The organism is Sphingomonas sp. (assembly GCF_035490575.1).
In the GTDB taxonomy this organism is placed as follows: Bacteria; Pseudomonadota; Alphaproteobacteria; order Sphingomonadales; family Sphingomonadaceae; genus Sphingomonas.
Genome location: NZ_DATJLI010000114.1, coordinates 1 through 9,456, shown reverse-complemented (window position 1 = coordinate 9,456; position 9,456 = coordinate 1). Strand labels below are relative to the sequence as shown.

General features: G+C 65.2%; 13 protein-coding genes and 1 pseudogene. 4 read left to right on the top strand and 10 right to left on the bottom strand.

The window, feature by feature from the left end:
- Window positions 1-1,784: [protein-PII] uridylyltransferase family protein (locus VL973_RS08720; RefSeq protein WP_475526631.1), on the bottom strand; the 1,784-nt coding region annotated here is incomplete at its 3' end.
- 48 nt (window positions 1,785-1,832) lie between these two features.
- On the opposite strand from VL973_RS08720, the gene VL973_RS08715 reads away from it, so the two are divergent.
- A complete protein-coding gene (locus VL973_RS08715) occupies window positions 1,833-2,012 on the top strand; it encodes a hypothetical protein (protein ID WP_325283632.1) in 180 nt (59 codons plus the stop codon).
- A gap of 75 nt (window positions 2,013-2,087) precedes the next feature.
- On the opposite strand, the gene VL973_RS08710 is transcribed toward VL973_RS08715, so the two are convergent.
- The 3 genes from VL973_RS08710 to VL973_RS08700 all read right to left on the bottom strand — a co-directional run bounded on the left by VL973_RS08710 (window position 2,088) and on the right by VL973_RS08700 (window position 3,831).
- Window positions 2,088-2,726 carry a sigma-70 family RNA polymerase sigma factor gene (locus tag VL973_RS08710; protein ID WP_325283631.1) on the bottom strand — a complete coding sequence of 213 codons (639 nt, stop codon included), beginning with the start codon at window positions 2,724-2,726 and terminating at the stop codon, window positions 2,088-2,090.
- 107 nt (window positions 2,727-2,833) lie between these two features.
- The gene (locus VL973_RS08705; RefSeq protein WP_325283630.1) at window positions 2,834-2,971 is read right to left on the bottom strand and encodes a hypothetical protein; all 138 of its coding nucleotides are present in this window, start codon (window positions 2,969-2,971) and stop codon (window positions 2,834-2,836) included.
- Between the two features lie 56 nt (window positions 2,972-3,027).
- A complete protein-coding gene (locus VL973_RS08700; protein ID WP_325283634.1) occupies window positions 3,028-3,831 on the bottom strand; it encodes a response regulator in 804 nt (267 codons plus the stop codon).
- Window positions 3,832-4,086: 255 nt separating this feature from the next.
- Here VL973_RS08700 and VL973_RS08695 point away from each other — a divergent pair, with 255 nt between their 5' ends.
- The 3 genes from VL973_RS08695 (at window position 4,087) to VL973_RS08685 (ending at window position 6,330) form a co-directional block, all read left to right on the top strand.
- Window positions 4,087-4,239: a NepR family anti-sigma factor gene (locus VL973_RS08695; protein WP_325283629.1), complete on the top strand. Its 153-nt coding sequence runs from the start codon at window positions 4,087-4,089 to the stop codon at window positions 4,237-4,239.
- Between the two features lie 174 nt (window positions 4,240-4,413).
- Window positions 4,414-5,934: a sensor histidine kinase gene (locus VL973_RS08690; RefSeq protein ID WP_325283628.1), complete on the top strand. Its 1,521-nt coding sequence runs from the start codon at window positions 4,414-4,416 to the stop codon at window positions 5,932-5,934.
- A 270-nt stretch (window positions 5,935-6,204) separates the two neighbouring features.
- Window positions 6,205-6,330 (top strand): entericidin A/B family lipoprotein, encoded by a 126-nt coding sequence (locus tag VL973_RS08685; RefSeq protein ID WP_325283627.1) that lies wholly within the window; start codon window positions 6,205-6,207, stop codon window positions 6,328-6,330.
- 62 nt (window positions 6,331-6,392) lie between these two features.
- On the opposite strand, the gene tatC is transcribed toward VL973_RS08685, so the two are convergent.
- From tatC to VL973_RS08655, 6 genes and pseudogenes are all read right to left on the bottom strand, one after another.
- Window positions 6,393-7,163 carry a twin-arginine translocase subunit TatC gene (tatC, locus tag VL973_RS08680; RefSeq protein ID WP_325283626.1) on the bottom strand — a complete coding sequence of 257 codons (771 nt, stop codon included), beginning with the start codon at window positions 7,161-7,163 and terminating at the stop codon, window positions 6,393-6,395.
- Window positions 7,160-7,552, bottom strand: coding sequence for a Sec-independent protein translocase protein TatB (tatB, locus tag VL973_RS08675; RefSeq protein WP_325283625.1), 393 nt, complete (start codon window positions 7,550-7,552; stop codon window positions 7,160-7,162). Before tatB ends, tatC begins: the two co-directional genes overlap by 4 nt.
- 85 nt (window positions 7,553-7,637) lie before the next feature.
- On the bottom strand, window positions 7,638-7,874 hold the full coding sequence (locus VL973_RS08670) for a twin-arginine translocase TatA/TatE family subunit (protein ID WP_325283624.1): 237 nt from the start codon (window positions 7,872-7,874) through the stop codon (window positions 7,638-7,640).
- Between the two features lie 27 nt (window positions 7,875-7,901).
- Window positions 7,902-8,480, bottom strand: coding sequence for an SMC-Scp complex subunit ScpB (scpB, locus tag VL973_RS08665; RefSeq protein WP_325283623.1), 579 nt, complete (start codon window positions 8,478-8,480; stop codon window positions 7,902-7,904).
- Entirely contained in the window at window positions 8,477-9,211 is a 735-nt protein-coding gene (locus VL973_RS08660; RefSeq protein ID WP_325283633.1) for a segregation and condensation protein A, read from the bottom strand. Before VL973_RS08660 ends, scpB begins: the two co-directional genes overlap by 4 nt.
- 43 nt (window positions 9,212-9,254) lie before the next feature.
- Window positions 9,255-9,456 (bottom strand): annotated as a pseudogene (locus tag VL973_RS08655) (beta-hexosaminidase); the annotation flags it as partial.

Sequence of the window (9,456 nt, the reverse complement as noted above, 5' to 3'; positions counted from 1 at the left end):
CCCGCCACTTCCAGCGGATCGCGCGCACCCGTCACAATCTGAACGCCCAGCGCAAAGCGCGTCTCGGCCACCACGCGGCGGACATGATCGAGGCGCTGTTCATAATCGAGTCGCCCCGCGCGCATCGCCGCGACCAGTTCGCCAACGGCGCCGACCGGTTCCAGCGCACTTGCGTCGATCAGACCATCGAGCATCTCGACCCGCCGCCCCAGCGCATCGGCCAAGGTCGGCGCCAGGCTCAGCACCGTGGCCAGCAATCGCGCCAGATGCGGCTGCGCGTCGATCAGGCGGAAGAAGTTGATCGCGCTCGGCAAGCGTCCAAGGATGCGGTCCAGCCGCAGGATCGCGCCGTCTGGGTCGGGCGCACCGCCCAATGCGGCGATCAGGTCGGGCAGCGCATTCTCCAGCGCGCCGCGCGCCGCCGGGCTTCGCAGCGCGGGATAGGCCCCCGCCCGCCATTCGGCGACGCGGCGCACCGCCTGATCGGGTTGGGCAAAGCCCGCTGCCGCCAGCCGCGCGGACAGCGCCGCATCGGCGTCGGGCAACCGGTCGCTGCTTTCCGGTTCGATCGCGTCATAGATCGCGCCCACCCGCTCGACATGCGGACGTGCCAGATCGAGCAGCGCCGCCCCATCGTCCAGTCCGTGCAGCCGCGCCACATGATCGAGCGAACCGCCATCGGGCAGCGCGTGCGTCTGGCGATCGTCGATCATCTGCACGCGGTGCTCCAGCGTCCGCAACAAGCGATAGGCATCCGCCAGCACCGAGGCATCGTCCTTGTCGATGCGCCCCGCCGCCGCCAGTGCGGCCAGCGCATCCAGCGTAGCGGGCGCACGCAGCGACGGATCGCGGCCGCCATGGATGAGCTGATGGATTTGCGCGAAAAACTCGATCTCGCGAATACCGCCGCGTCCGCGCTTCAGGTCGAAGCCGGGACCGAATGCCTGTCCGCGCGAATGATGGTCGCGAATGCGCGTGGTGATGCCCCTGATTTCGGCAATCGCCCCGAAATCGAGGCTGCGCCGCCAGATGAACGGCCGGATCGCGTTGAGGAACCGCTGCCCCAGCACGACATCACCAGCGCAGGCGCGAGCGCGGATGAACGCGGCCCGCTCCCATGGCAGCGCCGCCGACTCATAATAGCCGATCGCCGCCTCGACCGGCAGCGCGATCGGCGTCACCTCGCTCGACGGGCGCAGGCGCAGGTCAACGCGCAGCACATAACCATTGCCGTCGCGCGCCTGGAGCAGTTCGACCACCCGCTTGCCGATCCGCACCGCGGCTTCCTGTGGCTCTTCGCGCGGGCGCGTGGGCAGTGTTTCGGGATCGAACAGCAGGATGGGGTCGATGTCCGATGAATAGTTCAGCTCGCCGCTACCCTGCTTGCCCAGCGCGATCGCGGTGAAGCCGACCGGTTCGGCATCGGGCGTGCGTTCGCCAATGGCCGCGCGGATCGCCGTATCCAGCACCCGGTCGGCGAAATCGGTCAATGTGGCGACCACCCGCTCGAACGGCCAGACGCCTGACAGGTCCGCCAGCGCGACGATCAGCGCCAGCCGCCAACGCGCCAGCCGCAACCGTTCGGCCACCGGGCGGTCATCCAGACCGGCAAAGGCCGCCGCGACGGGATCGGCAAGCGCAGCGATGGGATCAGCGGCCAGTTCCGGCTCGCGATCGGCGGCAAGTCGCAGAAACGGCGCTTCGGCCCGTGCGCGGTCGAGTGCGCGCGTCAGGCGCGCCGGATCATTCGTCGCGGTCATATCAATCAGGGGGAAACGCAGCATCGATGCCGGTGTCAAGCAACGATTGGCGGACAAGCGCGTTACACCCGCATGTCACAGATCACCTCACCTTCGCATCGTTCCAATGACGGTCTGCGTGTCGGGATGCCGGGTGTCGGGGACCGGCTGTCCGGCGCGTTGCGCGGCGCCTATCGTCGGGAACGCAATCTGCCGGAGGATATGACGGCGCTACTCCACGCGCTCGACAACCGCACCACTCATCGCGATTGACATAGCGAAACGACAGAATCCAAAAAGGGCGGTCGCGCGTTGCGACCAGCCCTTTTTCTTACACGACAACGATATTCAGCGTGGGCGACTGAGTTCCTCGACCTCACCCATAATGGTATCGAGCGCACTTCGATCGCCGGCATCGTGCAATGCGCGACTGGGCAAATCGCCATCAGTCAGCAGATTTTCCAGCGCGACCCGGCCCCGCGCGACACGGCTCTTGATCGTGCCCACCGCGACCTGACAGATTTCGGCCGCTTCCTCATAGGCAAAGCCGCCCGCCCCGACGAGGATCAGCGCCTCGCGCTGCGGTCGGGGCAAGTGCAGCAGGGCGCGCTGCATATCGGTCAATTCGACGTGGCGATCCTGACTGGCAGGCGCGGCCAACAGTCGGTCGGCCACCAGATCGTCCCACTCGCCCTTGAACCGCGCGCGACGCATCTGGCTGAGATACAGGTTGCGAAGGATGATGAACGTCCATGCGCGCATGTTCGTGCCCGCCTGAAACCGCTTGCGCGCCGCCCATGCCTTCAACAGCGTTTCCTGCACCAGATCGTCCGCAGTATCGCGACTACCCGACAGTGAACGGCCAAACGCGCGAAGATGCGGAATGACCTGGGTCAGCTGCGCCTTGAAGTCGGGGTCCGACAGCGAGACATGCTCATACGCGACCGCGTCGGGCGCGTCCGCTTGCTGATCGTCATTTTGCGACATGCGGCTCCGTTCGGCAGGGCCAGAAAACACACGGCCCGGCGCGGGAACATAGGGGCGCGACGCCCCCATGACCACCCCTGCCCCGGACGATTCGGTATCGATCGCGGTCAGACCAATACCAGATAGGCAAAGATCGCGATCACCAGCACCAGTGAAATGGGCAGGATATACCGCGTCATGCGGGGGGTGGCACCGGCGCGGGCGCGATCGGTGTCGATATGCACTTGCTCGTTCGGATCAGCCATGACGGATAAACCCCCCAAAATCGTTTTGGCTCCGTAATTTTTTACGGAGCCGTGGTTCACGCCGCCGGGACGGTCGACTGGTCGAAGAACAACGCCTGACTGATCGCCGCCTTGACCGTCGAACGCTGAAACGGCTTGGTGATAAGGAATGTCGGCTCGGGACGCTCGCCCGTCAGCAGCCGCTCCGGGAACGCGGTGATGAAGATCACCGGCACGTTGAACTGCGCCAGAATATCCTTGACGGCGTCGATCCCCGAACTGTCGTCGGCAAGTTGGATGTCGGCCAGCACCAGGCCCGGACGATCCTCCATCGCCAGCGCAACCGCTTCGTCGCGCGTTACCGCCACGCCGGTGACGTCATGCCCCAGATCGCGCACGATGGTCTCCAGATCCATGGCGATGATCGGCTCATCCTCGATCACCAGCACGCGCGCGCGCGTCTGCTGCTCGATTTCGGCGAGTGCATCGGCGACCAGCTTGTCGACTTCGGCGGTGTCGACATCGATCAGATAGGCGGTATCCTCGACCGTGAAGCCCTCCATCGCGGTCAGCAGCAGCGCCTGGCGCGACAGCGGCGCGATGCGCGCAAGGCGGGCGCGCGCAATCGCTTCCTGGTCGCTCGACGGATCGGCTTCGTCACCGCCCAGTTCATTGACCTGAGTCGAACCCCAGATCGCCTGGAACGTGCGATACAGGCCCAGGCGCGGGTCGACGTCGCGCGGAAACTCCTCAGGCGCGGCGACGATGGCTTCCAGCGTCGCGCGAACATAACGGTCGCCTTCGGTCTGGCTGCCCGTCAGCGCGCGTCCGTAACGGCGCAGAAAGGGAAGGTGCGGGGCAAGCTGCTGGCCAAGCGACATGATCGTTTTGTTCTCCTCCACGACCGCCCCGCATGGTCGGGGGCGGCGAACCTTTGATAATAGAGCGATGGCCCGACAGGTGAAGGACCCCCTCCCCCGAAAATGCCTCGCGCCATGGAACCAACGAGGCGCTCTTTGGTTTCATCGCTCCGAACATGTGCTAGCGCACACCGGAATCGAGGTGCGGCCCAGGCGCCTCGCGAAATCGTCGTACCCGCAATCTGAAAGGGGGATTGCGGGGAGCAGGGGGAAAACGTGCCTTCGGATAAGCCTTCGGATGAAAAGCCGCTCAAGCAGACCGGAACAAAGCAGAAGAACGTCGGCGATGCGCTGCGTGCGGTTTATCGTGAAGCGGTCGACGAAAAAGTGCCCGATGAACTTCTGGACCTGCTAAAGCGCCTGGGTTGATTGCGGCTCAGCACAGTTTTTTGAGTCAGGGTTGATGCAATCCAGGCCGTGGCCAGTAGCGGCATTTCCCACCGGCTTTCAAACGGGCTAGCCTGACTGCAAATGACAAAATCGATCGCGCCTGGTTCCGATGACAGCACCGATCCGAGATTGCGCGGGCGCTGGCTGGCCCGGATGCCGACGGGTGCACGCGTATTTCTGATCCTTGGCGGCGCACTGCTGCCGCTCGCGCTGATCGCGCTCCTTGCATCGCTGCAAACCACGCGTATCGCCGATCTTGAAGCGCGATCCCAGCTTCGACTGGCGCTGAGCGAAAGCGCCCGCGCGCTGACGGCCGAGTTGAACGGCGACATGAACACCCTGCATCAGGCGATGGACGCCCTGGCACTCAGCGCGGACGATGCGCCGGCTTGCGCCAGAGCGATGGGCGCCTTTGCCCAGCAGCGTGCCGCCGGATCGCAGTTCGCGATTATCGACAAGTCCGGTCGTTTGTTGTGCGGCGCGCCCCTGCCCCCCCGGATCGCCGCCCAGTCGGATCAAGCCCCCGCCGCGCGGATCGTCGGCGACGGACTGGTTTTGTCGGTTGTCGGGCGCGCCGAGGGCGCCGTGGCCACGGCCTATTTCCCGCGCGATTTCCTGGCAATGACGGCGCGGCCCGGCGGGATCGTTCCTGACCATGGCATCACATTGCGCGGCGACGGGGAAGGGCTGGACCTGACGACGCTGCCCGGCATCGGTGTCCTCAACCGGATCGAAACGGCGGGGACCCCGCTGGGCATCGATGGTCTGGTCATTGAAATGACGATGCGCGGCGCGCCGATCACGTCGCCGCTGGTTGTCACGACCTTGCTCCCACTGCTGATGTGGGTGCTGGCGGCAGGGATTGCATGGTTCGTGGTCGATCGCCTGCTGATCCGCCCGCTGCGGCGGCTGCGTGCAAGCGTCAGTGCCTATGCGCCGGGCACGGTGCTGGGTCCCGTCGATTATGGCGCGGTGCCGGCGCAGGAGATCCGGCAGCTTGGCGACACGTTCCGCACACTGACCCAGACGGTCGTGGCGCATGAAACGGGACTGGCGGAGGGCTTGCTGCGCCAGACCAAGCTGACGCGCGAAGTGCATCACCGGGTAAAGAATAACCTGCAGGTCATCGCCAGCCTCATCAATTTCCACGCGCGCGGCGCGACCACGCCCGAAGCGGCGGCGGCCTATGCGTCGATCCAGCGGCGGGTCGATGCGCTGGCGGTCGTGCACCGTTACCACTTTGCCGAGCTCGAGGAAAATCGCGGGGTCGAGATGCGGTCGGTCATCGGCGAACTCGCGGCCGGCATCCGCGCCGGGGCGCCCGAACTCGCGCACCGCTTTTCGGTCACGATCGATGTGGAACCGGTGTCGGTATCGCAGGACACGGCCGTGGCGGTGGCGTTCCTCGTCACCGAACTCCTCGAACTGGCAATGAATGTCAGCCCCGAAACGCAGGTCCGCATCAGCCTTCGCGCCGGTGATGAAGACGCGCGCAGCGGCACGCTTCGCCTCGTCGCGCCGGCCTTTATTCAGACCCCCGCGCTGGAAACGCTGCTGGCCAATCGATATGGCCGTGTCGTCACCGGTCTCGCGCGGCAACTACGCGCGCCACTTCATCATGATCCGCTGGCGGGCGCCTATGAGGTCGCGCTGCCGCTGATGCAGGCCGACTGAAAAAAGTCACCGCCACCCGGAACCGGTTTGGCGAGCGCACGTTCTGCTTTCCGAACGGCGACCTTTTGCCCCCCCGCTCTCGCCGTTCATGACATGAGGCCTGGAAACGTCGACCCTCCCCCCCCGGCGGCGTTTCCAGGCCTTTATCGTTTCACGAAAATCATTGTTACGCTTCGTCCGATTGCTTCGGATCACTCGTCCGCTTCGCGCATGGAACGAATGTGCGCGTCCGGCATTCAGAACCGGCGAGTGGTTATGATGGAGATTAGGATGCGTAAGATTCTGGGCTTGGCCATGGTCGCCGGTGCGCTGATCGTCAGCGCGTGCAACACGGTCGAGGGCGTGGGCCGCGACGTGCAGTCGGCCGGTTCGGCAGTTGAAGATGTTGCCGACTGAACCACCGGCGTTGACGTAAAAAAGGGTCGTGCACCGAAACCGGGTGCGCGGCCCTTTTTCGTTCAGGCGCTCGCTTCGGTCTCAGCGTCGGCTTCCTTGGCGCGCTTGCGCTCGGTGAACCAGATCCCGATCAGCGCGAGTTCGTAGAGCAGGATCATCGGGATCGCGAGCAGGAACTGTGACCCGATATCGGGCGGCGTCAGCACTGCCGAAATGCCGAAGGCGGCGACGATGGCGTAACGCCGCGCGCCGATCAGTTGCTTGCGCGTGACGATCCCCGAACGCTCCAACAACATCAGCAGCACCGGCAACAGGAACGAAATGCCGAACGCGAACAGGAACTGCATCACGAACGACAGGTAATTGCCAACCGAAGGTAACGCCTCCTGCTGGATACCGCCGAAATTACCCTCGAAGCCCAGCAGGAAATGCAGCGCGACGGGAATGGTCACATAATAAGCGAGCGCCGCGCCCATGGTGAACAGGACCGGCGTGGCAAGGATGAAAGGCAGCAGCGCGCGCTTTTCACTGCGATAAAGTCCCGGCGCCACAAACTGCCACAACTGGTTGGCCAGGACAGGAAAAGACACCATCATCGCCGCGAAAAAGGCGACCTTGATCCGAACGAAGAACGCTTCGAACAACTGGGTGAAGATCACCTTGTCCTGTCCGGCGGCGAGCAGCGGCTGGACGAGAAACGCGAAAATCTGTTCGGCAAAGCCATAGGACACGCCGAACGCGACAAACACCGTGACGACGCATAACAGCATCCGGCGGCGCAGCTCAACCAGATGCTCCAGCAACGGTGCCTGGGTATCGTCGATATCGTTCACGACTGCGCCTTCGGATCGGGTTCGCCAGGCGCGCCCGCGGCGGGCGTTTCATCGCGGATCACTGGTGGCTCGACCGTAACCGCGGACTGGTCCTCCGACGCACCTGGAGCCGGGAGCGAGACAGGTTCGGCCGTTACGGGCTTGTCGGATTCGGTCGGATGTTCGCGCATGATGCGCGCATTCTCATCCGCCCATTTCTTTTCCATCTCGGCCAGCTCGGCCTCGCGGACCATCGAATCGAAGCCGGAACGGAATTGCCGCGCCACACCGCGCGCGCGTCCGACCCAATAGCCGACGAACCGCATTGCTTTCGGCAGGTCCTTTGGACCGATGACGAGAAGCGCGACGACGGCGACCACCACCATCTCGCTCATGTTGAAATCGAGCATCTCGCTCCGTCAATCCCGCCTGCGCGCCATTATTCCAGAACAAAACCGGCCAGCGGACAGCTTGCCCGTGGCCGGCTTGATCGCGTCAGCGCTGTTCGTGCGCGCGTTCCTCGGCCTTGTAGGCGTCGGTCTTGTAAGCGGGTTCCGCCGCACGTTGCGCTTCGATGCGTGTCGGCTCGGCCTCTTCCTCGGCCATTCCCTTCTTGAAGTTCTTGATGCCCTTGGCAACGTCGCCCATCAGGTTCGAAAACCGCCCGCCGCCAAGCAGCAGGATCGCGATGACGCCGAACACCAGCCAATGGACCAGGCTGAAACTTCCCATGACGAATCTCCTCGAGGTCCTACCTATCTAGTCGTCCTCGTCGCCCTTTTCCACCGCTGTCTGCTCAAGCGCCAGATCGACCGGATCGAGCAGCCCTGCGGCACGCAGATCGTCGATGCCGGGCAGGTCGCGGCGACTGCCCAACCCGAAATGGTCGAGAAACGCGGGCGTCGTCGCATACATCAACGGGCGACCGGGCACCTCCCGTCGGCCGGCGGGGCGGACCCACCCCGCCTCCATCAACACGTCCAGCGTGCCGCGCGCGACCTGCACCCCGCGAATCGCCTCGATATCGGCGCGGGTCACTGGTTCGTGATAGGCGATGATCGCCAGCGTCTCGATCCCCGCGCGGCTCAGCTTGCGGCTGTCCTCGCGCTCGCGGCGCAAGATATGCGCCAGATCGCCCGCCGTCTGAAAATGCCAATGCTCGCCGCGCCGGACCAGATTGACGCCGCGACCCGCATAATCCCCCTCCAGCGTCATGAGCGCCCCCCGCACATCGCCGCCCTCGCCCAGATGCGCGCGAATGTCGGCGACGCTAATCGGATCGGCAGCGGCGAACAGGATCGCTTCGACCGCGCGGACCAGGGGATCGCGCTCGCTCATGCCGGCGTCCGCAGATAAAGCGGCGCGAACGGTCCCGCCTGTTCCAGTTCGACGCGCCCCTGCTTCGCCAATTCAAGCACGGCCAGAAAGCTGGAGGCGACCGCCGAACGCCGCCACAACGCGTCGCCGCCGTCGGGCAGGAAACGCGACAGCGACGTCCAGTCGAGCGCTTCGCCCAGCATTGCCGATACACGCGCCAGCGCCGCCTCCAGCGTCATCACCGGTCGCTGTCGCACGACATGCAGCACGGGGCGCGATCGCGCGCTCACCCGGCCATAGGCGGCGATCAGGTCATACAGGCTGGCATCCCAGCGGGTCTGTCGCACCGTCCTCAGCCCCTCCGGCGCGCCGCGCGCGAACACGTCCCGGCCGATCCGGTCGCGCGCCATCAGGCGTGCCCCGGCCTCGCGCATCGCATTCAGCCGCTCCAGCCTGAGCGTCAGGCGCAGCGCCAGTTCCTCGGGACTTGGCGTTTCTTCCGGGTCGCGCGGCAACAGCAGCGCCGATTTGAGATAGGCAAGCCACGCCGCCATCACCAGATAATCGGCCGCAACCTCCAGCCGCAATTCGCGGGCAGAGGCGATAAACGCCAGATATTGTTCGACCAGTTCGAGAATCGAAATCGCCTTGAGATCGACCTTCTGCGTGCGCGCCAGCCCCAGCAGCAGGTCGAGCGGCCCCTCCCAGCTTTCCAGCGAAATCGTCAGGGTGTCGGCATCGCCATCGGCCATGCGCGTGATTGCCACGGCCAGCGCGGCGAGCGCAACGGTTCGATCAGTTCGCCAGCGCCAGCAAGGCGTCGCGCCGCGCGATGAGGTCGGCCATGTCGCCGCTCGGCGCCGCCCGCATCGCCATTGCACGGCCGAGCCGTTCGAGCACCGGCGGACCCGCCGGGTCGATGCGCGCGGCGATGTCAGCCATCTCGTCCATGCGCGCCCAGCAATCGAGCACGACATCGCATCCCGCCGCCAGTGCC

Excerpts from the sequence above, each read along its gene's own strand:
- VL973_RS08715 (WP_325283632.1), top strand. The coding sequence starts at position 1,833 with ATGTCACAGATCACCTCACCTTCGCATCGTTCCAATGACGGTCTGCGT.
- VL973_RS08710 (WP_325283631.1), bottom strand. The coding sequence starts at position 2,726 with ATGTCGCAAAATGACGATCAGCAAGCGGACGCGCCCGACGCGGTCGCG.
- VL973_RS08705 (WP_325283630.1), bottom strand. The coding sequence starts at position 2,971 with ATGGCTGATCCGAACGAGCAAGTGCATATCGACACCGATCGCGCCCGC.
- VL973_RS08700 (WP_325283634.1), bottom strand. The coding sequence starts at position 3,831 with ATGTCGCTTGGCCAGCAGCTTGCCCCGCACCTTCCCTTTCTGCGCCGT.
- VL973_RS08690 (WP_325283628.1), top strand. The coding sequence starts at position 4,414 with ATGCCGACGGGTGCACGCGTATTTCTGATCCTTGGCGGCGCACTGCTG.
- VL973_RS08685 (WP_325283627.1), top strand. The coding sequence starts at position 6,205 with ATGCGTAAGATTCTGGGCTTGGCCATGGTCGCCGGTGCGCTGATCGTC.
- tatB (WP_325283625.1), bottom strand. The coding sequence starts at position 7,552 with ATGCTCGATTTCAACATGAGCGAGATGGTGGTGGTCGCCGTCGTCGCG.
- VL973_RS08670 (WP_325283624.1), bottom strand. The coding sequence starts at position 7,874 with ATGGGAAGTTTCAGCCTGGTCCATTGGCTGGTGTTCGGCGTCATCGCG.
- scpB (WP_325283623.1), bottom strand. The coding sequence starts at position 8,480 with ATGAGCGAGCGCGATCCCCTGGTCCGCGCGGTCGAAGCGATCCTGTTC.
- VL973_RS08660 (WP_325283633.1), bottom strand. The coding sequence starts at position 9,211 with ATGGCCGATGGCGATGCCGACACCCTGACGATTTCGCTGGAAAGCTGG.